A 25418-nucleotide genomic window follows, 5' to 3' on the forward strand; every position below is an offset into this window, starting at 1 on the left:
TTGAAATGCCTCGCACCATGTATAATTCCAAGCGTTTGAATCAAAATAGGGAGGCATTTGACATTTTTTGAAGGAGTGGCATGACTATTGGGACAACCCAAGCCATCGGCATGGACCGTGATGGCCATTGCATCAATCCCCTTAATTATGACATTGGGGAATTCCATGCTCGTTCCAGTTTTTCCACAAATGAAATCATCATTACATCTATCCCAATTTCAGGTAAGCTTAACGATTACCGTATTTTCTATTGCAGCGGCCATATTTATTCCTATTGCCGGCTATTTATCGGATCGGTTTTCGCGAAAAGCTGTCATTCTTCCATGTCTCATTCTATATGGAGCCGGTGGACTTCTTGGAGGAGCAGCGGCTGCGTGGTTTGGCAATCCTTTTCTCTGGATTATTGTCGGGCGCATCCTGCAAGGACTTGGAGCCTCTGGGACCGCCCCGATTGCGATGGCTTTAACCGGTGACCTATTTAACGGCAGTAAGGAAAGTAAGGTTTTGGGTCTCGTTGAGGCATCCAATGGATTTGGAAAAGTGTTATCCCCCATCCTTGGATCCCTCTTGGCGATCTTGGCCTGGTATATGGTCTTTTTCGCGTTTCCGGCTGTCTGTGTGTTGTCCATTCTTTTGACATGGATTTTTGTCAAAGAAAAAAAGAAGCAAAAGTCCGCGCCACCATTCGGGCAATATTTAAAAGGTTTAGGTTCTGTTTTTAAGCAGGAAGGCCGCTGGTTACTAACGGCCTATCTGGCTGGCGCCGTTTGTTTAATGACGATATTTGGGATTTTATTTTACTTATCAGATGTTTTAGAACAAAAATATAACTTAGAAGGCGTACCCAAGGGCGGTATACTTGCTATTCCGCTTGGCGTCATGTTATTGACGAATTACCTAACTGGAAGCTTAATTAAGCAAAATCAAAAACGAATGAAAATGTTTATCGTGATCGGTCTCCTACTCATGACAGCATCATTTTCTACATTAGTCTTCTTTCAAGCTCTGATTCCGTTCTTAGCAATCCTTGCCGTCAGCAGTGTTGGGACGGGCATGGTGCTCCCTTGTCTGAACACCTTAATTACGAGTGCTGTCGGCCAATCCAAGCGCGGATTTGTGACATCTTTGTATGGATCTGTCCGTTTCCTAGGTGTTGCTGCGGGGCCTCCCCTTTACGGCTTTTTAATGGAATGGTCAAGAACCGGCATGTTTCTTTCGACGGCAGGTCTAACCCTAGTAACGGCCTTCCTGTCACTATTATTAATTAAAGTCCCGAGCAAAGAGCCTGAGAAGCAAAAACAATCATTGTTCCAAAAACTTGAATTCAACACACAAAAATAGGAGGTTAATCTCAAGTGCCTACATTTTTTTCACCAGAAATTATGAACCCAAACTTTCACGTATTAAATGTTGTCGATTCAAACAAAACGCCTGTGGGTTATACAGCCTTTTTATTTGATGAGAAGAAAATGTATATTTACGGACAGGTGGAACAAGAAGGATTAGCCGAAGATTATAAGGACATGGTCAAACCCTATGTTGAGGGAATAACGAAAGCTAACCCTGATCTTAATGTGTATTCGTATTTTTCCATAGGCGGAAAACCATTTTCCATAGATACCCAAAAAGATGAAAGTCAATAGGGCACAACCCAGATCACACTGAATACTCTATTTCAGAAAGGAAAAGGACTGGAGGGGTATTCAGTGGATTATTTTTTGGAAGTATTACAATTGAACCATCTCACCTTTATTTTCCTAGGGGTTCTAGTTGGCATTATTGTGGGTTCCCTACCTGGTCTGACACCAACCATGGGCGTCGCTCTTTGCATTCCATTCACTTTTCCATTAGATCCGATTAACGGCTTATTAATGATCGGCGGGATTTTTTTCGGAAGTGTCTATGGGGGGTCGTATCCAGCTGTACTCTTTAATGTTCCTGGGGCGCCTGCTTCTGTGGCAACGACGTTTGACGGGTATCCCATGGCGAAAAAAGGTCTAGCCAGAAAGTGTTTAGAAATTGGGACTATGGCTTCGTTTATTGGCGGATTATTTGGCATCTGCCTGTTACTCTTCTTTTCACCTATACTTACTCAGTTTGCACTACAATTCGGGCCTGCTGAAAGCTTCTGGTTAGCCATCTTAGGGATTACGTTGATTGCAACACTGTCGCAAGGGTCGGTTATGAAAGACCTTCTGGGTGCATGTCTGGGCATTGCTTTCTCTTTCATCGGGATCAGTGTATTTTCAGGAACATCCCGATTCACCTTTGGCCTAGACGCACTCACGGGCGGATTCCATGTTGTTGCCGTTCTCGTCGGACTGTTCGCTTTCCCGCAAGCCCTTAACCTTCTTGAAGAGCTCCATCAAAGGAAAAAGCAACATCATGACCATTCTTCTGACACAACGAATATGAAACCATCATCTATCCGACAATCTTTAAGAACCTTAATCAAACATAGAAAATCACTGACGATAGGAAGCATTATTGGTGGATTTGTCGGTATTCTTCCAGGTGCCGGTGGTAACATCGCCAGTGTAGCTGCTTATAGTGAAGCCAAACGATCTTCAAGAAATAAGCATCTCTTCGGAAAAGGTCATCCTGAAGGGATTGTTGCCTCTGAGAGCGCCAATAACGCCCTCGTTGGTGGATCCCTTATCCCACTGTTAACCTTGGGCATCCCAGGATCACCGACAGCAGCCATTTTTCTTGGCGGGATTTTAATTCACGGCATATGGCCGGGAAGGAGTTTATTTGTTAACCATGCAGACGTGGCCTATCCATTTTTGTATGGCATGTTACTCGTGCCATTCGCCACGTTAATATTCGGGTTAGCCCTCATTCCCCTAGCCAGCCGGTTAGTCCGTATTCCAAGTTATTATATGGCTCCAATGATTATATCTTTCTGTATTATTGGGGCTTATGCCACTCAGAACAGCTTATTAGATGTCTATTCTATGGTTTTGATCGGTATCGGGATGTACATTCTGCACAAATACCAATTTGAACCAGCCCCCATTGCTCTTGGTTTTATACTAGGTCCGATTGCTGAACAAGGGTTATTGCAGGGGATAGCAATCGGTCAGGCTAATGGAAGTGTTTTATCCTACTTTACAGGCAGCTACTGGAACCTCATTCTCATCGCTATTATCGGGCTTTCCATTTTGAAGCCAATGATACAAGCACGTAAGCATTTAATTAAGCATTGGTCTGATTCACCGTTCTCTCCTATAAAGGGCTTGCCATGGTTTGTTTTCGCATTGATCATGGCCGGTGCCCTACTGTTTGTCTCTCAGTTTCAGTTTTCAGATCAAATCTTTCCACAAATCGTGTTTGCTTCAATGCTATTATTGTCGCTTATGCTGTTTATGAAAACGTCATTTAACAAAGAAGCCGTCCATAACAAGATCCGCTTTAACTCAAATCCGTCTTTCTATGCTCTTGTCGGTGTAATTAGTGTGATCAGTTTGATGATGAACCTCGTCGGCTTCTATATCCAGGCGCTGCTGTTAATGGCTGTTGTTCCTTTATATTACAAAATGCAGCGATATCATCACTCAACCCTCATGAGTATCAGCTTAATTGCTGCAGGGTTTACCTGCATTTTGTTCGTTGTGTTTACAACCGTCATGAATGTGCCCCTTCCTACAAGCATCTTCTTATACCCCGTTAAATAACATAGAATCAGCGCGGGCATTCATGTCCCGCGCTGATTACTGCGGTTCGTAGTTCATTTAGCATGAATGGTTTTAAGTAATTCTTCATATTTTTTTGTTCGTCGTTCAAACACTTTCATCACTTCATCCCGTTTCATGATCATAAGGTCCGCCCCGGCTTTTTTCATTTCCTTTTGAAATTGTTTATCTTGCAGTAATTGGTGAAACATGTGTTCAAGTTTTTTAATAATTGGCTTTGGAGTTCCTTTGACAGCTGCAATCCCTCTGTCGGTACTCATAATCACACTTGGATATCCCAACTCTTTAAATGTAGGCACGTCAGGTTCAAAGTGATGACGCTTTTCGCTTGCCACAGCCAGGATCCGGACATCATCGTTTCTACGATGCATGCCTGACAAATTCCCTGAAACGACATCAATATGGCCACCAAGTAATGAGGCCGTCGCCTTTGAAGCACCTTTGAAAGCAATCGCCTTTAAATCAATGCCCGCTGCTTCTTCAAGCTGTAAAATAGCCATATGTTGACCGACATATTTGCCTGAGTGTCCAATGGTTACAGAACCTGGATGCTCCTTAGCATACTGAATCACATCACTTAAGGTTTTAAAGGGGCTATTCTTTTTCACGGCAAACACGGTTGGATCATAACCCCAGTTCACAATGGGTTCGAAATCGTCTGTTGAATACGTGTCATAAGCCATTGGTTGCGTAATTATATGGGGTAAGTTGTAAGCCGATAAAATATATCCATTTTTTTTGACATTGGAAAAGTAGTTCCATCCGACTTGTCCTCCCCCGCCCGGTTTGTTAACCACAATCATGTCCTGTCCTAAATATTTTTTGGCATACTTTGCGATGATGCGGGCCTGCGTATCGGTCCCACCCCCTGGCGAATAGGAAACAATCAGTTTTAAGGATTTGTTAGGAAAGGCTTGGTTTGAATCTGATGAATCTTGTGAACACCCCGATATAACCAGGATAGCCCCCAGTAGCATCATGGCCAAAATGGCTTTCAATGGTCGCATACGTTCACACACACCCTTTCAAGCACGTAGTGCATCATATGCCTAAAAATTGGGCGCGTGTGATCGATTTTCACCGCTTGCGCCAACCAAAATTCATCATGATATCTTCCATTTGTAATTGTTGAACCATATCGATCATCCGTGTACCGATCCACTGAGTAATAAGAGCGTAGATAATGATTGGCAGGTCAACCACAATGGCTGTTAATAGCATCATCGATCCGTTGATCCAAAAAATGACGCGTCCAGGTGAGAAATGTCGATAGGTTGCAATGATTAAAGCTAAGATAACAAGACCGCCGTTGGAAGCCTTTTGCCGAACCATCATCCCCACTCCGATTCCGAAACAAAGCGCGCCCATCAGAATATCCAACCACAGATAAGGATGAGATCGGACCGTTAAAAAGCTTAACAGGTTGACGACAATAGAAACGACGGTAACAGCATACATTGTCCGAATGGCACTAGCCATGCCTAAGTATTTTCCAGCCATGATCAGCAAGGGGAAATTTACGAGCCATAAAGTGATACCTAACGGCAGCCCGAAAAAGTATTCAGCGAGAACGGCCATCGCCGCTGCACCCCCGGTCGGTATATCATGAGGAAATAAAAATATGGCAAGCGCGATTCCCTGAAGGATGCTACCTAATGTTAACCAAAAATACGATATCATCTGTTGTTTAGTCATAAACATTGACCTCTTTTTATAATGAGACCTGATAAGATATCTTATTTCTCTTTGGACAAAATTATGAGGTTGTACCCAAAACATAGCTTTTCTAGCAAGACAACCGATGTTTAGCTAAAGTTGAGTTAGTTATACTCATACAAGATTGAATCCGTTTAGACCTTTTACTGGTGGGAACACTGTTTATAAAAGGTATGAGGTGGTGAGATGATGTCCTTTTCCATACATATTAACAATCAATCCTATAAAGCTAAGGAAGGACAATCTATTTTTGAAGTTGTGAGAGATCAAGGCATCTATGTCCCTGGGATTTGTTCCTCCCAGCCGGACCTTGGCGTTGGTGCCATCCAGACGTGCGACACTTGTTATGTTGAAGTCGATGGCGAATTAAAAAGGTCGTGTGCAACCAAAGCAAGCCCCGGGATCAATGTCAAAACATTGTCAGATGACGTGCAAGAGGCTCAATATGAAGCGATGTCAAGAATTTTGAAAAACCATGAGTTGTATTGTACGGTCTGTGATAATAACAACGGCAATTGTGAAGTCCATAACACAGCCGAGTATCTTGGGTTAGATCATCAAAAATATGATTTTAAACCTAAACCCTATCCGGCCGATAACTCACATCCCTTCTATCGTTACGAACCCGATCAATGTATTCTATGTGGTTTATGTGTTGAAGCTTGTCAAGATTTACAAGTCAGCGAAGTTTTAAGTATTGATTGGGAACGCGAACAACCCCGTGTGATTTGGGATAATGATGTTCCCATCGATCAATCGTCTTGCGTTTCCTGCGGCCACTGTGTCTCGGTCTGCCCCTGTAATGCTTTAATGGAAAAGCCGATGTTGGGCGAGGCCGGCTACATGACGGGGATGCCTAAGAATATCCTGGAGCCCATGATTGATTTAACGAAAGAGGTTGAACCTGGTTACAATGAGATATTTACGATTTCGAACCTAGAATCCACCATGCGGGAAGATCGCATTGAGAAAACAAAGACCGTCTGCACCTATTGTGGCGTCGGCTGTAGTTTTGAAATGTGGACAAAGGATCGGAAAATCCTTAAAGTTCAACCCGATCCAGAAGCGCCGGCAAACGGTATTTCAACTTGTGTCAAAGGAAAATTCGGCTGGGATTTTGTCAATAGCGAGGAACGGTTAACCAAACCATTAATCCGGAAAGACGATCGATTTGTCGAAGCAACGTGGGATGAAGCTTTAACCTTAATCGCAGAAAAGTTCACCTCAATTAAAGATAACCACGGTCCTGATGCCACAGGCTTTATCGCCTCTTCCAAATGTACCAATGAAGAAAATTATCTTTTTCAAAAATTAGCCCGCGCTATTATGGGGACGAATAATGTCGATAATTGCTCTCGCTACTGCCAATCACCAGCGTCAACCGGTCTCATGCGGACGGTTGGCATCGGCGGTGATGCTGGAACGATTCAAGATATCGCGAGCGCTGAACTCGTCATCGTAGTTGGTGCCAACCCAGCTGAATCTCACCCGGTATTAGCGACACGGGTGAAGCGGGCACACAAACTTCATGGCCAAAAGTTAATTGTGTCCGACTTAAGAAAAAATGAATTGGCCCAGAAAGCGGATCAATTCATTCATCCCAAACCAGGTACCGATCTGATTTGGTTATCCGCTGTGACTAAATATATTATTGATCAAGGCTGGGCTGATGAGTCTTTTATTCATCAGCGTGTGAACGGCTTTGACGATTTTGTTCAATCTCTTGAGACATATACCCTCGATTACGCTGAAGAAAAGACAGGTTTAAGCCAAGACACTTTAAAACAGGTGGCTCAAAGCATTCACGAAGCTAATACGGTCTGTTGTCTATGGGCGATGGGCGTAACGCAGCATTCCGGTGGAACCGATACAAGCACGGCGATCTCCAACCTGCTATTGGTCACAGGTAACTATGGTAAACCAGGTACAGGGGCTTACCCGCTCCGGGGTCACAACAACGTTCAAGGCGCCAGCGATTTCGGAACGATGCCAGCCTGGCTGCCAGGCTATGAAGCGGTCGAAAACGATGATGTTCGCGCCCGATATGAGAAAGCTTGGGGAACGAAACTGCCAAAAGATCCAGGTCTCAATAATCACCAAATTGTTGAAGCGATTCAAGACGACAAAGTCAAAGGTATGTATCTCTTTGGTGAAGAGATGGGATTGGTCGATTCCAATATCAATTATGTTCATGAAGCTTTTGAAAAACTTGACTTTTTCGTCGTTCAAGATATCTTTTTCTCAAAAACAGCGCAATACGCCGATGTCGTGTTACCGGCGTCTCCAAGTCTTGAAAAAGAAGGCACATTCACGAATACGGAGCGACGGATTCAACGCCTCTATCAAGTGTTTGAACCGTTGGGCGACAGCAAACCTGATTGGCAAATATTCCAGGACATTGCCAACCAGCTCGGCGCTAATTGGCATTACAAACACCCAGGCGAGATCATGGCCGAAGCAGCTCAATTAGCTCCCGTTTTTGCTGGAGTTGATTATGACCGTCTTGAAAAGTTTGAAAGTCTCGTGTGGCCTGTCGCTCCTGATGGCACAGATACGCCGCGTCTATATGAAGATTCATTTGGCTTCCCAGACGGTAAAGCCCGGCTCTTCCCTGTTGACTGGACAGAACCGTTTGAACCCTCTGATGAAGCCTACGACCTTCATTTGAATAACGGTCGACTGCTTGAGCACTTTCATGAAGGTAATATGACTTACAAATCGGAAGGGATCACCCACAAAGTGCCCAACCCATGGCTTGAGGTATCGCCGGAGTTGGCTAAGGAACGCGGCATAAAAACAGGGGCTCTCGTCAGGCTGGAGTCACCATACGGTAAAACCAAAGTCAACGTGTGGGTGACTGAACATGTTGAAGGCAAAGAGCTCTATTTTCCGATGAACTCAACCGAAGAAGTTAGAGCCGTCAACAAATTAACAAGCAGTTACTATGACAAAGACACTCATACACCGAGCTATAAGGAAATGAACGTCAAAATGATCATCCTTGAAGCGGACGGCGTCTCCCCGCTTCCGGAAGAAAATCATCGGTTTGGCAATCGCCAACCTCATATTGGTGTCGAAACAGATAAAAAATGGAAGCGGGATGACTTCACGTCGATTCCGCAAACTGTCAGAAAGGAGCAACTCGATCATGGCGAAAGCGATCAAGCAAATTGATATCACCACACCCAGTCAAGAGGAGGAGCAAGCCGAAGCGGTCAATAAATTGATTGGCAAGTTGGCTGACAATCAAGAATCATTGACAAAGACATTGGAGATTGTCCAAGAACTTGATGGTGTGGGTATTCTCGATATGGCTAAAGGTGCCTTGAAGACAAGACAGGAACTGGGTGTGCTCGCCATGGATCAAATCAATCAGCCGGAAATGCACCGCATGATCAAAAACGGCATGATGATGGTGAGCTTACTTAATAAGATTGACCCTGATCAGTTAGAAAAGGTCTCTGATGCTATGAATCACGGACTCGAACATATGACATCATCGGATGAGGATGCACACCTCGGTTTATGGAAAATGGCCAAAGCCATGAAAGATCCCGACATCAATCGATCCCTCTATACGCTCTTTGAATTCTTAAAAGGATTTGGACAGGCGCTGGATAAAGCCGGTGATGACAAGTGAAGACGTTTAACTTATCGATTAAAGGAATGCAGGATTCATCTGACGCTGAAAAAGTGGACGCGGTCCTGCATGACGTTTGGGGCATTCGAAAAGCGGAAGTTAATTTAGAAACCGGACAAGCCGGCATCTCCTACGATGAAAACGCAGGTGCCGTCGAAGATTTTAAACAAGCGGTTCATGAACTAGGTTTTGAAGTCGACGACGGCACTGGTACATTAAACGAAGGAGAAGGTGACAAGTAAATGCCGAAAATCTGTGAAATATGCGGTCACGTCGAAACTCGAGATGAAGACGACAGCAACTACCCCATTCTTGGGGTTTGCGACAGCTGCGCCCAAGACCGGCAGCATGCGGTGAATTTTAATTTTGGCGAGAAAAATGAATGAGTGCACAAGTTGCGTTCCGGTGTAAAAATCACAATAGAGGCACATAAATTTTGAACTAAGTGGCATTTCATCAAGAATAGAGACAAAAGTGAAAGAGTAGGGATTATAACTGGGAACTAAGCAACATAATTTTAGTGGGAATCATAATAAAAAGGTGTCCTCAAGGTCTCACATCATCCTTCGAGGGCACCTTTTTTTCCGAAATAAACGGAGGGGCTTAAAACCCCTCCGTTCTTACATAACTTTATTCGATTATTCAGCATCGACGCTGAGTTCACCCTGTAGTTCCTTGGAATGCTTCCACAAATTCTCATGATTCGATTCTAAAAATGCCTTTAATAATCCCTTTGACTTGGCATCCAAGTTGTCGAGCACAAATTTTCCCTTCATGGCTTTATCTAAGTTATTCACATGCTCCGGCATCGATTTATAGCCAGGACGGATGCGGCGTTCTTCATTGGAAACTAAAATTTCGCAAGCCGCAGCGCCGTTGAAATAAGGCCCTTCTTCTCCGTGTCCGGCCGCGACCCATACAATCCAATAAAGATTGGCATCATCCAAACCTTCCTTCGATGGATTAAAGCGGACTCGCTTCTCCACTTTACTCTTGGCATGCATCGCTCCCATGTCAATAAAGACGTCCTCATTCTGTGGATCAATGATAACAGGAGTAATATGATCAAGACTGATGGTACCTACACCAAAACTGCCGTCACCGTCCGTCGAATCACCACTAAGGATGTTAAACTGATTTTTACTTTTATCATTAAAAAGGTCCTTCATAAATATAACCTCCCTTTAAGCTGTCTATATGATCTATACACGCTCATATACATGAACCCATCCAACAAGTGATTTTATTCATACACAGCCAATTCGGCTTCGATTTGCTGCTTAATTTTATCTAAACATGCTTCTGCCGTTTTTGCAAAGACTCGCTTGCCATTAACCATAGCATACGGACGGACTCTGCAGATACCGCAGTATGAAAGACATTCATTCTTAATAACAGCGACTTCCGGATATTGCGATTCCAGATCCTCTTCAACATCGAGAAGGTTAATTAAACTGGTTTCGCAGACTTCTACAACGACGATACCCATTTTTTCCACCTTCTTATCATCTATCGTCTGCTGACACTATTTTATCTATATGAATCGACTTTTACAAATAGGGTGCCTAAAAAAAGCTGTCGGGATGCACCCAACAGCTTTTGTTTCGATCTATTTGATTAATATTTTTGCGCTTCCTCTAAGTGAGCCTGTTTCTCCTTGTAAGCTTCTTTTATCGATGTCTTGTCAGAGACTTCAGCAACACCTACATGCCACCATGAATCATAGTCCCCTGTCATGGTCTTCGGCAAGACTTTTATATCAATCAATGTCGATCTTTCCTGCTGTTTTGCGTCCTCTAAAGCATGTTTTAAATCTTCAAGCGACTTGACTTGATACGTTTTAAGACCATAGCCTTCAGCGACTTTAGCAAAATCAACATTCATGATCTTACCATCATGCCTAGCAGCATCTTGATCGCGATGGCGGAATTCTGTCCCAATGCTTGGCATACCATTGCCCATCTGCAAATTATTAATGCAGCCAAATCCCGCATTATCAAATAACACGACATTAATTTTCTTGTCTTCTTGCAGACTTGTGATCAATTCGGAATGCAGCATGAAAAAGCTTCCGTCACCAACCATCGCATAGACTTCCTGATCTGGTCGAGCGAGTTTCACACCTAGTGAACCTGATATTTCATAGCCCATGCATGAATAACCGTACTCCATGTGATACGTGTTCGGACTTTTTGTTTGCCACATTCTCTGTAGATCACCCGGAAGACTGCCGGCAGCACCCACGATAATACTATCATCAGCAATCGATTGATTAACGACACCAATAACCGCCGTTTGCGTTAATTCTGTATCAAGTGATTCTGCATACTCAGGTAGTTGGTCATTCAAATGTCCGGCGACCTCTGGAGTATAATCTTGACCACTGAATTGGGTACTGTAAAGACGCTTAAGCTCCTTGTCCCAATCTCTTTTCGCCTCTTGAACGTCACCTTTATAGGCTGTTTTATAATCAACAGATTGCAAAGCCTTTGTCAACTGTTGTAAAGCCCCTGCTGCGTCAGCAACAACTTTCGTCGCATCAAATTTTCTTGCATGAAAGTCTGAGGCATTGATTGTTAGAAAATCAACTTCAGGATGACTGAATTGCGTTTTAGATGACGTGGTAAAGTCAGAAAAACGTGTGCCGACGCCAATAACGAGATCAGCTTCACGCGCGAGTCGATTCGCCGCTAAGTTCCCTGTCACCCCGACGCCGCCAAGATTAAAGGGATGATTACTGCGGACCGCGCCTTTTCCTGCTTGCGTTTCAACAAACGGGATATTATACGTTTCCGCAAACGTTTTGAGATCATCAGCAGCTTCCGCATACCGGACCCCTCCGCCACAAACGATTAGTGGTTTCTTTTTACTTGTGATCAGATTGACCGCATCATCCAGCTCAGCTTGCGTCGGCAAACGGCGTTCAATGCGATGCACTCGTTCTTTGAAAAACGCGGCCGGAAAATCAAATGCCTCTCCTTGTACATCCTGCGGCAACGCAATCGTGACCGCACCTGTATCCGCTTGGTTTGTCAGCACACGCATCGCATTTAGTAACGCTGTCATCACTTGCTCCGGACGGTTAATACGATCCCAATATTTACTGACGGGTCTGAGAGCATCGTTCGTTGTCACGGACGGATCATGGGTTTGCTCAATTTGCTGCAGTGCAGGGTCCGGCTGCCGCGTCGCAAACACATCGCCTGGAAATAGTAAAACCGGAATTTGATTAGCCGTTGCTGTGGACGCAGCTGTCACAAGATTGGCCGATCCCGGACCAATGGAAGACGTACAGGCCATAATCTGTTTACGATGATTTTGTTTAGCGAAAGCGACAGCCGCATGAGCCATCCCTTGTTCATTCCGCCCTTGATAAACATTCAGTTCACCTGGATGCTCCTCAAGAGCCTGCCCCATACCAAGCACATTACCATGACCAAAAATCGTAAAAACACCCTTAACGAATCGCTGTCTTGTGCCATCAAACTCAATAAACTGTTGATTTAAAAATTTCACGATAGCTTGAGCCGTCGTCAAACGGATGGTCTCCACGGAGAATCACCTCAATACTTGAATTTTAAGATTAAGCGCTTTCCCTTTAGTTCAAAATAAATAATAAAAGCATAGACTTTAAATAGTTAACCCCTACAACCTTTATTATTTACATTTTTGGCTATTTTGTTATAACAGCATGCCTAGATACAATGAAAATTACCCCATTAAACCTTACACAGCAAGACACACTACAAACGCTTTCATATTAACTATTATAAAGAAAGAGCCAACGTTATGAAACCCCTTTTTAAGAATCTTTTGTTTCATCCCACATGTCTAGTTACCTTTAGGAGACGCCGTTGAACCCCTAATAATTAATTCTGGCAACAGCTTAATTCGCTGTTTGGAAGCCCCTTTCCCTTGGATTTCTTCAACAAGCATATCAACGACCCTATTTCCCATTTCTTCCGTTGGTTGTGCTATTGTCGTCAAGGTCGGAGCTGAACTTGTTGATAAAATCGTGTTATCAAAGCCAGAAATAGATAGCTCTTCAGGCACTTTGATGCCTCTTTCTCCCGCCATTTGCATCACCCCGGCTGCCAGCAAGTCGTTGCACGCAAATATAGCAGTGGGTGGTACTGAAAGGTTAAAGAAATGGTCAGCACACGATTTTCCATTTGAAATTGAAGCGTTCGTTCTAACAATATATTGATCGTGAACATCGATACCTACTTCTTTAAGAGCGTCGCGATACGCGTTAAGTCTCAGATCACTGCTATGGACATTTTCAGCGATAATCGCAACATTTTTGTGGCCTAAAGACAAGAGATGATTCATCGCCTCATAACCACCCAAATAATCATCTATTGCGACAGTTCCTAAAGCTAAACGAGGAATCTCTTGGGCAAGCAGAGCAACGGGTATGTTCTGATCAACGATATCTTGGATGAGACTGACTGTCTTAAAACCAGATGAAAAAATCACCCCATCGACATTCTTTCGGATTAATAACGAAATATATTTTTCTTCTTTCTCTTCATCATAATCCGTATTACACATAACGACACTTAACCCAAGTTCATGGCTGCGATCCTCGATTTTTTTAGCTAACTCAGCGTAAAAAGGATTAGAAATATCCGGAATTAGCAATCCGATCGTCCCCGTTTTCTTACCGGTTAGAGCCGATGCTACTAGACTAGGATGATAATTCAACTCTTTCATGGCCAATAATACTTTCCGGCGGGTTTTCTCACCGATTCTTCCCGTTCCATTAATAACCTTTGATACGGTTGCAATCGATACATTTGCTTCCTTTGCGACGTCATATATCGTCGGTTTCATATCTCTCTTCCTCTCAAACATCGCCCGATACATATCACTGAATTGGGGATAGAACAGTATCTTGCACTATTATAACTAAAAAATTTAACTAAGGAAAACATTGACTCTCTTTATTTATAGCTGGCTGTTATTTAGACCGCAGCCCAAATAGACTCCACATCTGCTGAGCGAGTGGCAAGTCTGTTTAGAGTGACCCCGCAGAACGGAGTTCGAGGAGGCTCACGGGTCACTCAGCGAGCGCGTAGTGTATGTCCGGAGCGGTATATTACTTCGTATTTTGGTTCCACCATGAGGTTAAAAAGTAACAAAATTTACGAAAACAGCCTTATAAAAAAACGACGCCTCCTTAGAGAAGGTCATCGCCTTAACGAGCAAAAATCGTTCATTATTTTCAGCTATTAACCTTTTCTTTTTCTATTTTTGCAATCGTATGATCAAGGTAATCTTTCGCCATCTTCGCATATTTGTATGGCGGGGCAATATCCGGATCTTGTTCCGCTTCAACGATCGTCCAACCTTGATAGCCTCTCTCCATCAATGTTTTGATGATGGGTTCAAAGTCAATACAGCCATCACCAGGGACCGTAAACAGCCCTTCCAGGACACCTTCTCTAAAGTCCCATTGTTGTTCTTTCATCCGTTGCAATACGTCTTGACGAACATCCTTATAATGAACATATTTAATCCGGTCATAATGGTTCTGCAATTGTTCTAATGGATCATAGTTTCCGTAATAGGCATGGCCCGTATCATATAAAAGATGAACTAAATTCGGATCGGTTGTTTCCATGAGACGATCGACTTCCTCCTTCTGTTCAACAACCGTCCCTGCATGGGGATGAAAGACAAGCTCCATGCCTCGTTCTTGGCAGATTTCTGCAGCAAGATGGAGCCCTATAACCATGCTGTCCCATTCATTATCATTTAATGGAATGACTTCCTTACCATCCGGACGCCGTCGATCCCAATGCATGGAGCCGCCCCATTCACATGTAATCACATACTGGCAGCCCATTTGTTGTAGGAAATCCGCCCACTCTCGGAAATCTTCAATCTCCTTGTCTCTTAAAGAAGGATCGGAAAATAACACACCGACAAATTTACTGGCAAGTTCGAGATGATGATCGCCTAATAATTGCTTTAATACCTGAAGGTCCTGCGGAAAAGTCCTGCCCATTTCCGTTGCGATATAACCAATGGATTGCATATCCGATAAAATTTTCTCTAACGAATAGTGTTCACCTAGACCGATGATATCATCATTCACCCAACTAATAGCGGCAATCCCCGTTTTGAACTCATAGTTTAATGGACTCAAATTATACATCCTTTCCCTAAAAAGATAGATTTAGTTATTTTGTTAGCTGGCTTGGGATTTCTATTGATACTTTCTCCCCATCATTAAGGAAGGATTGGGTTGTCGCTAAGGCAATTTCCATCCCGATCTTCGAATCCAGTGCGTTCACTCTCGGCCTGCCGTTCTCCTGAACACATTGAATGAAATGCTCTAACTCGATTCGATAGGCATCATCGAACCTGGTTTGAAAATCCGGGATAATCTCGTAGTTGCTACCCGTGGCATTGAGCATCGTTACGTTTTGATTGCGCAGAGTACCGATAAAAAGTGACCCTTCCGTACCAATAATCTCGGTACGAATGTCATGGCCATAAGGTGACGTCCGGCTCGCTTCCACATCACCGGAAGCACCTGAATCAAATTCAATGTAACTAATGGCTTGATCCACATCATTATACTGTTCCATGAAAGGATGCTTTAATATTCGACCATGACCGGAAACAGACGTGATTTCCGCTCCCATAAGGTATCGAGCAATATCGTAGTCATGAATCGAGCAATCGAGAAAAATACCGCCGCTATTCTTGATGAATTCAGCCGGAGGCGAACCAGCGTCACGTGTTATGCCTTTGAAATAAATCGGCTTGCCAATGTCGCCTGCATCGATTCGCTTCTTAGCATCATAATAAGCCGGATCAAACCGGCGCATAAAGCCGACCTGACAAATGACATTGTTTTCATTAACCGTTTGAATCACATCATCGGCTTCTTCCAAGCTCTTCGTTAATGGTTTCTCTACAAAAATATGCTTACCGTTTTGTGCTGCTTTCTTGATCATGTCACCATGCGTACTTGTCGGTGTTACAATTATGACGGCATCAATGTCAGGATCTTGAAACACTTCATTAGGATCCTTCGTCCAGTTTTCAACCCCTAACTCCATGGCCACTGCTTTCGCTTGTTCTTCCAACGGATCAGCAACCGTAACCAGATGAGCCCCTTTCACTCTCTCTTTTAAGTTTTTTGTATGATAGTGCCCCAACCGGCCCAATCCAAGAGCAGCACACCGAATATCTCTAGACATATTTGTCCTCCTATCCTGTTCCCGAGTATACGCTTAACCCGTATACAAAATTAATGTTATAATCTCACAGCATCTAGCAGCTTAGAAACGTCGACCCATTGACCTTCTCTTGCTGATGTCTCAACAGCTTCCAACACCGCTTGGTTTTTAACGCCATCTTCAAAATGAGGCTCAGGACTGTCACCCTTAGCGATACCATTCATTAATTCCGACATCAAATTAATAAAGGTATGCTCGTAACCCATAATATGAGCAGCAGGCCAATAATTTCCGGCAAAAGGATGCTCTTCTTCCGTACAGTTAATGGTTCGAAACCCTTGCAAGCCTCGTTCGTCATCCTCTAGATAGACTTGTAGATTGTTCATATTTTCCATATCCCAGCGAACGGACCCTTTTTCACCGTTAATTTCAAAACGGTTGCCAGCCCTATTACCCCTAGCGTATCGTGTTGCCTCAAACGTGCCTAAGGCGCCATTTTCAAATCGAGCTAGGAAAGCTACCGCATCATCGACCGTAACATCGCCGTACTCATGACTTTCAATTTCAGGTTTTAAGTTACTGGTCATGCCACCAAGTGGACGTTTTTTAATAAAGGTTTCTGTCATTCCTGTCACTTCACTCAATTCCCCGACCAAAAAACGGGCCAAATCAATGATATGTGCACCAAGATCGCCAAGGGTTCCGGATCCAGCAACATCCTTTTTTAATCGCCAAATGAGAGGGAAATTGGGATCCATAAGCATATCCTGCAAAAAGGTGGCTCTAATGTGATAGATTTTTCCTAATCGCCCTTCATCAATGAGTTGCTTAGCCCATTGTACAGCCGGTGCAAACCGATAATTATGACAGATCATATTAACCACGCCGGTCTTCTTAACGGCATCCAGCATCTTTTGAGATTGTTCCAAAGTTAATCCCAATGGTTTCTCACAAATGACGTGCTTGCCCGCTTCAGCTGCAGCAATGGCGATATCGGCATGAGTATTATTAGGTGTGACAATATCGATCAAATCGATATCATCCCGTTCAATCAAACGTCTCCAATCAGTCTCGTACGAGGACCATCCCATTTTACTCGCTGCCGATGCGACTTTTTCTTCGTCGCGCCCGGCAATGGCTTGAAGCTTGGGTGTTGCATCAGTATCAAAATAAAACGGCACATCGCGATAAGCGTGGCTGTGTGCCTTGCCCATCATTTGATAGCCAACCATACCAACCCGAATATCCTTCCCTCCCATGGGAAACACCTGCCCTTTCTTATTTCATGGTAAGCGATTACATTAGATTCGTAACTTTATTTAGAAGATCTGGATACGGATCGCAAGTCAATTTGTTGTCCCGTCCTTGCACTTTCATAAATACTTTCTAGCAATTGAGTCGACAAATAGCCATCCTCTGCCGTAACTGGCTGTTTTGTCCCATTGATAATAGCATCAATAAATAATTGATCTTCTTCTATATATCCCCATTTCTCTTCAAACGGGACTTGGAAATAATCATCAATTTCAGCTTTTTGCTTAAGACCCGGTGCATACATAACCTTTTCGAGTTCTTCTGTTTCAATCGTGGAATATTTACCATACACTTCAATTTTTTCAAATGGAAAGCTCCAACCAGAATGAGCGGACGTTACAAACGTAACAATTGTTCCGGTTTCAAAAGTCAATAGAATGGCAAAATCATCTAATTCAGCCTCCGATATATTTTGCCTTGCTTCACATTTAACCGCTTCCACTTCTCCAAATAAATAGCGGCACATGTCCATAAGATGAAAAGGGGTTTCATAGAGAAATCCGCCAGTAGCTTTAGGATCAGCTGTCCATGCTGGGTTTAATAACTCTCCGCGATTCATTTTAAAAAGGGCCATATGAGGGGTCACTTCTTCAGTTGCAATCAAGTCTTTAACCTTTTTGTACACATAAGCATATCTACGATTCATGCCAAGGTTATAAATACCATTGGATTTCTGAGCGGCTTCTTTGATTTGTTCCGCTTCAGCTAAAGAAGTAGCCATGGGTTTCTCACTAAATACATTAATATCATTTTCCAAACAATTGAGCACAGGCTCGACATGCGTCGTATTTGGCGTTGTGACATATACCGTATTAACACCCAATTGAAATAATTCTTCCAAAGATTCGACGGCATGCACATGTTCACCGGCTTCTTTAGCTAAGGCTTCGGCTTTATCTTTAAAAATATCAGCAACGCCGATGATATCGACTCTTTCATCATTTTTTAAATTAGCGGTATGCACTTTCGCAATACCTCCAGCCCCCAAAATCCCTGCTTTGACTTTTACCATGTTATCTCCTCTTTTCGATAAGGGTAAGCGCTTAACTTAATTTAATTCTAAATGAAGTTTTTACGTTTTTCAAGTGAACTTTTATAATTCTTATTGTTTTTCTACAACGCTTCTGTTCCGCCAACGACCAATAAATAAGACCCGCCGGTAAGCAGGCCTGGATCACGTCATTTATTTGCTTCTGTCCTTGCAAACATTTTATCCGCAGCATTTTTGACATGACGCATCGATTCGTCAGCCAAGTCCTGTTTTTCCATTTTCCAATACTCGGGCCTGAATAATTCAAGACTCATCATCTTATCATATCCAATTTTTTGTAAAGCCTGCCCCATATTAAGTAATGGTAGCACACCCAGTCCTGGAAACAGACGATGAGCATCTGTAAGCTGTTCCGTGGGCACATCTTCAGCATCATTAATATGGAAGATAAAGAGTTTGTCTTGGTCGACTTGAGTGATTGATTCAAGCGTTGACCCGCCAGTATAAAAGTGATAGGCATCAACCACTAGACCGATATTTTCGCGGTCGACTACCTGCACAATTTGATTAGCCATTGATAACGTTCGAACCGAAAAATTGTCGAATCCAATGAATTCAAAGGCCAGATTGACGTTATAACGGGAGGCAATGTCAGACATGTCTCCTAGCATTTGTACGGTATCCGCTATGATATATTCATCACTGACACCATCCGTTAACGGGCTTGGAACAGCGATAACATAAGGACAGTCAATAGCCGAAGCAATATGACACCAATGTTCTGTTTCCTGAAGAACTTGTTCTTTTTCCCCTTCAGATTTTAGATTAAAAAACTCAATCGCATTTATTGCGTATGGCTGCACTTGCGATTGCTTAAAGGCGCCAGCTAAATCTTCCAAAGAATGTCGTTCAAAATAGGCATTAAGCTTATAAGTGCGAAGCTCTAAGATGTCAAAGCCTGCCCGATCTGCAACAACGATGTCCTCTTCCAGTGTACATTGGTCTGTTGTTGAGCCATTCAATCCTAATTTCATAAATGGGGTCTCCTCTCTTTCATTCGTATAAAGCGGTTTCATATTCTTTAAAAAAATAGTTTGTTCAGAAGTGAAATGAGTTTTTCAAGTAAGCGCTTAATCTAATTTTATGGATATTTCAGATCCAAAGAACAAAATGCTATAGATCTTTCGGAAATAAGTCAAGAGGCTGAATTGATACTATACGCCTATTTTCTTTTCATTGTCATATATCCTATCTTGTGGCTTTCCGATTCCCTTGAACATCATAAGAACGGAAGTGACGTTCTAGCTGTTCTAGGGTACGTCCTTTAGTTTCTGGCAAATATTTTTTCACGAATGCGATGGCTCCAAGCCCCAAAATGACAAAGATAAAAAATGTTGTAGACAGACCGGTCAAATCGAGTAATATTGGAAACGCTGTAGCAACCAAAAAGTTCGTTATCCAGAGGCAAAACACAGTGAGCCCCATCCCAAGACCTCGTAACCGCAGTGGGAATATTTCCGAAAGCATCAACCATGTGACCGGTGAGATGGCACCTTGTTGGAAAGCAAGAAATGTAACGGTCAAAGAAAGAACAACAAATGGAAGTGCTGCGCTCCCGTTAAGCAAGAGTGAGAATATCCCAATAAGTAGCAGTGCTGACGTCGTTCCTATCAGGCCGGTCAGCAATATTGGACGACGCCCTACTTTTCCAAGGAGCCAGATGCCGACAAATGTTGCTAACACCGAGATAACGCCATTGGCGATGTTACCTATAAGAGCAGCCTTTGTGCCAAAACCAGCATTTCTGAGAATTTCAGTACCGTAGTACATTATAGAGTTAACACCCGTAATTTGCTGCACGATTGCAATGCCAATTCCAATACCAACGATGCGACGGACCCATGGCACAGTGAGATCCTTATAGGTTGCTTTTTTCATTCGCGACTCTTCTGCGATAGCCGTTTTAATTTCACTGAGTTCCGCCCTAGCTTGATTTTCCTCACGTACTTGTTGGAGGATACGCAAAGCGTCTCCAATTTTTCCTTTTGATGCAAACCAGCGCGGACTCTCTGGTAAGATCAGCATGCCGAACCACAGGATAACCGCCGGCAATGTGGCAATGACCAACATGAATCGCCAAACATGGTCACTATCGCCAAGTGTGTTACCTAGGATAGCATTAAAGGTGAAGGCTAATAATTGCCCGGTAACGATCATCAGTTCATTCTGGGTTACCATCCGGCCCCGGCGCTCTGTTGGTGCCATCTCAGCTAAATAAGTCGGTACGATGACAGATGCGCCTCCTACAGCAATCCCTAACAAAGTACGGCAGATCACCATCACAGTCACGTTTGGCGCAAGCGTACATCCTAGTGTTGCAATAAAGAACACCACTGCGAGGTACAGGATGTTTTTACGACGGCCACTACGGTCTGACAAACGTCCGCCTAATACGGCCCCGAACGCAGCACCAAAAAGCAGTGAACTCGTAACAAGGCCTTCCGTAAACGCGTTGAGATTAAGCTGACCTGCTTGAGACATGTAAGGCAGGGCACCGTTAATGACACCCGTGTCATACCCGAAGAGAAGACCTCCGAATGTCGAGATGATCATAATAGTACGCAAAAATGCTTTATGATTACGTTTATTATCAGTACCCTTTGATCCTACAGGATCTGTGGCTAAGTTCCCAATGTCAGAACCATCCTTTTCCTGTCTTTTCATATCACTACTCCTCCTTCAACCATGTTTTTTCAAATATTGATAGCGTTTTCAAAAAAAATCGGCGAACGCCCCTTCAAAGTTTAAAATGGTGAATTTAAGGTCACTAAATCCGGAGATACCATTCGATGGAGTCATGACCTTCACTTTAGGGATAGCGCTTAACCTAAATGCCAAAAATAAATTGACAAGGACGCTAACATCTCATCAACATGAATCCCTCTCTTCCTTTTTAAATTGAAAGCATCGATCCTCCAATTATGGGAATTATCAATCGTCAAAGACCTATATCCAGCGCCTAAATCAATGCTTTTGCAAAAGAAGTAAGCGCTTTAATTAATTTTATCGTACATGATGTTATCTTGTTTTTCAATAGTGAGTTTGTTATTTTTAGAAAATTTATTAGCCTCTATGTTAGAAGTTTTTTATAGGAAAACGAGGCTGTCCACCTTAGAACAGCCCCATGCCAAAGCTATTATTTTTCTGTAACTAGAACAATATTCCTACTACCAACGAGCGGTAACCATTTTCCTTCTCGTATAGAATTCAACACCGTCGCTACCGTTCACATGCAAATCACCATAAAACGACTTTTTCCAACCCGAGAATGGGAAGAAAGCCATAGGCGCAGGTACTCCAAGGTTAATGCCTAACATCCCTGAATCCATCTCTTCCCGGAACTGTCTAACGTTACTGCCATCTTGGGTGAATAGACACGCACCATTGGCGAATTCAGAGGCGTTTGCCAGTTCAATTGCCTCATCCAACGATTCGACTCTAACAATGGATAGAACAGGCGCAAATATTTCATCTTGCCAGATGGCCATATCTTTATTGACATTGTCGAAAATGGTTGGTCCGACGAAATAGCCATCTTCAAGTTGCTCGATATCTTTTCGTCCATCACGGACCAATGTTGCGCCTTCTTCAACGCCTTTTTTGATATAACCGAGTGTCCGTTCCTTGTGCCCTTCTCTAATCACTGGCCCTAGAAAGACATCTTCATTCAAACCATGACCGATTTTGATGTCATCGGCGGCTTTGACCAAACGATCCAAAAGCTCATCAGCAATGTCACCGACAGCCACGGTTACTGAATTCGCCATACAACGTTCACCAGCTGAACCAAAGGCACCGCCAATCATTTGCGGAATCGCTGTATCAAGATCAGCATCCGGCATAACAATCGTATGGTTTTTGGCACCCGCTAAGGCTTGCACGCGTTTACCGTTGGCCGTTCCTGTCTTATAGACGTATTCGGCCACCGGTTGTGAACCAACAAAAGAAATCGCTGGTACGTCTGGATGTTCTAACAAACCGTTAACGACATCATGCGCACCGTGAACGATATTGAGCACACCTTCAGGCAAACCCGCTTCCTGTAAAAGTTCAGCTAAACGATTGGCTAAAAGCGGGGTCCGTTCCGATGGTTTTAATACAAACGTATTGCCACAGGCAATCGCTAGCGGAAACATCCAGCATGGCACCATCATTGGAAAATTAAACGGTGTGATACCGCCAATAACACCGACAGGATAACGATACATCCCTGATTCAATGTTTGTTGCAATATCCGGTAATTGCTCGCCCTTCATAAGATTGGGAGCCCCAGTGGCAAACTCGACATTTTCAATGCCGCGTTGCACTTCACCATAGGCCTCTTTGTAACTTTTTCCGTTTTCTTTCGTCACAATTTCAGCAAGTTCTTCCCAGTGATCAACCAATAATTGATGATATTTAAATAGAATACGAGCCCGCTTAGGTACAGGTGTCTTGCTCCATGTCCGGAAGGCTTCTTTGGCAACCTGGACAGCTTGATCTGTGTCTTCTTTTGATGAAATCGGTACGTATGCTAACGGTTGACCCGTTGCTGGATCGGGGACAACGTCTGTTTGACCGGAAGTTGATGCGACCCACTGACCCCCCACAAAATTTTGAATAGTTGTGACTTCAGTATTCGTTGTCATGTTATTTCCTCCTTTGGAGTCATGGTCCTCGATTGACCATATGAAACTATTTCAATGACTTCGACTTATATTTATGGACATAGTGTTTCACTTGAGAAGCTGATGGCATCGCATCACTCGAACTATGGCTGGAAATCACGATTGCCGCTGAGGCACTCCCTAACTCCATCGCCTCCGGAATCGTATAGCCTTCCATTAATCCATAGATCAATGACGACGCATAGGCATCTCCTGCACCAAATGTTTTGACAATGTCAGCAGGAAAGATAGCGCCTTCAAACGTTTCGCCATCCTTAGTGTAGGCCATCGAACCTTCCTCACCATGCTTGATGACAACCAATTTGGCATTATAGCCAAACCAGCGATTCGCTGTGACCTTGTCGGCGTTCTCTGGGTTGTTATAAAACATTTCCATAAGGTCAAATTCCTCTCGCGTGCCAATGATAACATCACTTTTCTCTGCAGCCAGACTATAATAAATTGCTGTTTCCTGCTCATCGGTCCAGGAGTAGGGGCGGTAGTCAATGTCAAAGAACACAATGACATTGTGTTTACGAGCATATTCTAAGGCTAGAAAGACTGCATCCCGGGATGGACTCTGTGATAAAGCGGTTCCCGAAATGAGTAAAGCCTTTGACTTTTGAATATAGGCTTCACTGACGTCATTGGGATGGAGCTTTAAATCAGCTACATTATCACGATACATGAGAATGCTGCAGTCCGTCGGGCTTTTGATTTCTGTAAAAGCTAATCCCGTTACCGCACCTGATTGATCTGTTACCACATTTGATGTATCAATATGGCGATCAGCGAGATAGTTTTGAATAAAGCGGCCCATCTGATCATCGGACACACGACCGATAAATCCCGCCTTTTTACCTAAATTCGAGAGACCAATCGCAATGTTGGCTGGTGAACCGCCAACATATTTGGTGAATGTTTGCGTTTCCTCCATCGGCCTGTGAATTTCATTCGCATTTAAGTCAATGCATAATCGGCCGACGCCTATTAAATCCATCTCACGGTCTTGCGGAAAATTGAATAATGTCATCGATTCTCTCACCTACTTGTTCATTTTTTCAAACAGCCATTCATGATCAGGATCATTCGTAAACTGCCATGTTCGTACCGGTCCTGCCATCACATTAAGATAGTAGACGTCATAGCCTGGAGGTGCAGAGACTGGATGGTAGCCTTTTGGAACGAGCACCGTCTCATTATGATGAACGGCCATGGCTTCATCCAATGAACGATCGTCCGTGTAGACACGATGAAACAAGAATCCGCTTTCAGGATTGATTTTATGATAATAGGTTTCTTCTAAATAAGATTCTTCCGGGAGACGATCCTCATCATGCTTATGCGGGGGATAGCTTGAATAATTTCCATCCGGCGTGAACACTTCCACAACTAGTAAACTGTCTGCTGGATTTTGTTCTGGTAAAATATTATGAACTTGCCGCTGCATATGACCTGCGCCTCTATGTTCCACACCAACATCATCTGGAGCAATCAATCTTGCTTCATAAGTTCCCTGTCCTGGAGCCAGACAAACAGCGATTTCAAGGTCAGTCAAAGCTTCAACCGAAAAGCTGTCGCTGGACGGAACATAGACAGAATATGGAGGTGTTTTCTCAAATACGTTCATCCGATGGCCGAGATTGTTCCACTGCTCATTTTGCGTAGCAATATTGGCCTTACCACTCAAAATAACAATGCAGGCTTCATTGTTCTCTGTTTCATCTTGAATGGTTTTTCCTTTTTCTAATGAATAGACTTCAAATCCGACATACTTCCAATTGGCTGATTCCGGCGTCACTCTTAAAACTTGACCATTTTCATCCGGATTTCCGCTTGGAACGATTAAGTTTGCCAAAGAAAGGTCCTCCCTTGCAAAATTTTAGAAACCGTAATAACAGGCATGTTGTCAATGTGCCGATTTTCAATACCGTCGAAAAGGATGGGGAAAGCGCTTAACTTATTCCATTATAAAACTTAACATTCAAAAATTAAAGTGTTTTTTATGATTTAATAGATAATTTTTTGAGTTAACCTTGGTTCACGTCTGAAACGGTCCCCTTGTCATAGGTCACTGATTCAATACTTATTTGAAGACCTTGAACACCCATCAACACATGCAAAAAAAGCTGTCAGCATCATGCTAACAGCTTCTCAACA

The 25418-nt window shown here is 43.3% G+C and carries 21 protein-coding genes; 6 read left to right on the plus strand and 15 right to left on the minus strand.

Going from position 1 to position 25418, the window contains the following annotated elements; all coding sequences use genetic code 11:
• Positions 1-87: 87 nt before the first annotated feature.
• The 3 genes from B9Y89_RS18030 to B9Y89_RS18040 all read left to right on the plus strand — a co-directional run bounded on the left by B9Y89_RS18030 (position 88) and on the right by B9Y89_RS18040 (position 3677).
• A complete protein-coding gene (locus tag B9Y89_RS18030; RefSeq protein ID WP_441351498.1) occupies positions 88-1341 on the plus strand; it encodes an MFS transporter in 1254 nt (417 codons plus the stop codon).
• A gap of 14 nt (positions 1342-1355) precedes the next feature.
• Complete coding sequence (locus B9Y89_RS18035) at positions 1356-1643, plus strand: hypothetical protein (protein ID WP_139822835.1); 288 nt, start codon at positions 1356-1358, stop codon at positions 1641-1643.
• 63 nt (positions 1644-1706) lie between these two features.
• Positions 1707-3677, plus strand: coding sequence for a tripartite tricarboxylate transporter permease (locus B9Y89_RS18040; RefSeq protein ID WP_085524561.1), 1971 nt, complete (start codon positions 1707-1709; stop codon positions 3675-3677).
• A gap of 53 nt (positions 3678-3730) precedes the next feature.
• On the opposite strand, the gene B9Y89_RS18045 is transcribed toward B9Y89_RS18040, so the two are convergent.
• Complete coding sequence (locus B9Y89_RS18045) at positions 3731-4702, minus strand: tripartite tricarboxylate transporter substrate binding protein (RefSeq protein WP_085524562.1); 972 nt, start codon at positions 4700-4702, stop codon at positions 3731-3733.
• 70 nt (positions 4703-4772) lie between these two features.
• Positions 4773-5390, minus strand: a complete 618-nt coding sequence (locus B9Y89_RS18050) for a YitT family protein (RefSeq protein ID WP_085524563.1) — start codon at positions 5388-5390, stop codon at positions 4773-4775.
• Between the two features lie 210 nt (positions 5391-5600).
• Between B9Y89_RS18050 and fdhF the strand changes: the two genes are divergently transcribed.
• Genes fdhF through B9Y89_RS18065 form a run of 3 tightly spaced genes read left to right on the plus strand, consistent with a single transcriptional unit; the run spans position 5601 to position 9293 of the window.
• Positions 5601-8585, plus strand: a complete 2985-nt coding sequence (fdhF, locus tag B9Y89_RS18055; RefSeq protein WP_441351499.1) for a formate dehydrogenase subunit alpha — start codon at positions 5601-5603, stop codon at positions 8583-8585.
• Positions 8560-9051 (plus strand): helical membrane plugin domain-containing protein, encoded by a 492-nt coding sequence (locus B9Y89_RS18060; RefSeq protein ID WP_176222285.1) that lies wholly within the window; start codon positions 8560-8562, stop codon positions 9049-9051. Before fdhF ends, B9Y89_RS18060 begins: the two co-directional genes overlap by 26 nt.
• Positions 9048-9293: a heavy-metal-associated domain-containing protein gene (locus B9Y89_RS18065; RefSeq protein WP_085524566.1), complete on the plus strand. Its 246-nt coding sequence runs from the start codon at positions 9048-9050 to the stop codon at positions 9291-9293. The genes B9Y89_RS18060 and B9Y89_RS18065 overlap by 4 nt, the downstream gene beginning before the upstream one ends.
• Before the next feature lie 396 nt (positions 9294-9689).
• Here the strand turns inward: B9Y89_RS18065 and B9Y89_RS18070 are convergent, their stop codons facing one another.
• The 13 genes from B9Y89_RS18070 to iolB all read right to left on the minus strand — a co-directional run bounded on the left by B9Y89_RS18070 (position 9690) and on the right by iolB (position 25116).
• On the minus strand, positions 9690-10220 hold the full coding sequence (locus tag B9Y89_RS18070; protein WP_085524567.1) for a YwhD family protein: 531 nt from the start codon (positions 10218-10220) through the stop codon (positions 9690-9692).
• A gap of 74 nt (positions 10221-10294) precedes the next feature.
• Complete coding sequence (locus tag B9Y89_RS18075; protein ID WP_085524568.1) at positions 10295-10540, minus strand: YuzB family protein; 246 nt, start codon at positions 10538-10540, stop codon at positions 10295-10297.
• Between the two features lie 128 nt (positions 10541-10668).
• Positions 10669-12603, minus strand: a complete 1935-nt coding sequence (gene iolD / locus B9Y89_RS18080; protein ID WP_085524569.1) for a 3D-(3,5/4)-trihydroxycyclohexane-1,2-dione acylhydrolase (decyclizing) — start codon at positions 12601-12603, stop codon at positions 10669-10671.
• A gap of 279 nt (positions 12604-12882) precedes the next feature.
• Positions 12883-13887: a LacI family DNA-binding transcriptional regulator gene (locus tag B9Y89_RS18085; RefSeq protein WP_085524570.1), complete on the minus strand. Its 1005-nt coding sequence runs from the start codon at positions 13885-13887 to the stop codon at positions 12883-12885.
• Positions 13888-14278: 391 nt separating this feature from the next.
• Positions 14279-15205 (minus strand): myo-inosose-2 dehydratase, encoded by a 927-nt coding sequence (gene iolE / locus B9Y89_RS18090; protein ID WP_254901290.1) that lies wholly within the window; start codon positions 15203-15205, stop codon positions 14279-14281.
• Positions 15206-15239: 34 nt separating this feature from the next.
• Positions 15240-16268 carry a Gfo/Idh/MocA family oxidoreductase gene (locus B9Y89_RS18095; protein ID WP_085524572.1) on the minus strand — a complete coding sequence of 343 codons (1029 nt, stop codon included), beginning with the start codon at positions 16266-16268 and terminating at the stop codon, positions 15240-15242.
• A 56-nt stretch (positions 16269-16324) separates the two neighbouring features.
• A complete protein-coding gene (locus B9Y89_RS18100) occupies positions 16325-17506 on the minus strand; it encodes a Gfo/Idh/MocA family protein (RefSeq protein WP_085524573.1) in 1182 nt (393 codons plus the stop codon).
• Positions 17507-17562: 56 nt separating this feature from the next.
• Positions 17563-18573, minus strand: coding sequence for a Gfo/Idh/MocA family protein (locus tag B9Y89_RS18105; RefSeq protein WP_085524574.1), 1011 nt, complete (start codon positions 18571-18573; stop codon positions 17563-17565).
• Between the two features lie 167 nt (positions 18574-18740).
• A complete protein-coding gene (locus B9Y89_RS18110) occupies positions 18741-19586 on the minus strand; it encodes a sugar phosphate isomerase/epimerase family protein (protein WP_176222286.1) in 846 nt (281 codons plus the stop codon).
• A gap of 214 nt (positions 19587-19800) precedes the next feature.
• Positions 19801-21276 (minus strand): sugar porter family MFS transporter, encoded by a 1476-nt coding sequence (locus tag B9Y89_RS18115; protein ID WP_085524576.1) that lies wholly within the window; start codon positions 21274-21276, stop codon positions 19801-19803.
• A gap of 503 nt (positions 21277-21779) precedes the next feature.
• Entirely contained in the window at positions 21780-23240 is a 1461-nt protein-coding gene (locus B9Y89_RS18120) for a CoA-acylating methylmalonate-semialdehyde dehydrogenase (protein ID WP_085524577.1), read from the minus strand.
• Positions 23241-23286: 46 nt separating this feature from the next.
• Positions 23287-24291, minus strand: coding sequence for a 5-dehydro-2-deoxygluconokinase (iolC, locus tag B9Y89_RS18125; protein ID WP_085524578.1), 1005 nt, complete (start codon positions 24289-24291; stop codon positions 23287-23289).
• Between the two features lie 12 nt (positions 24292-24303).
• Positions 24304-25116, minus strand: coding sequence for a 5-deoxy-glucuronate isomerase (gene iolB / locus B9Y89_RS18130; RefSeq protein ID WP_085524579.1), 813 nt, complete (start codon positions 25114-25116; stop codon positions 24304-24306).
• Positions 25117-25418: the final 302 nt, after the last annotated feature.

The organism is Tuberibacillus sp. Marseille-P3662, from assembly GCF_900178005.1.
Classification (GTDB): Bacteria; Bacillota; Bacilli; order Bacillales; family Sporolactobacillaceae; genus Marseille-P3662.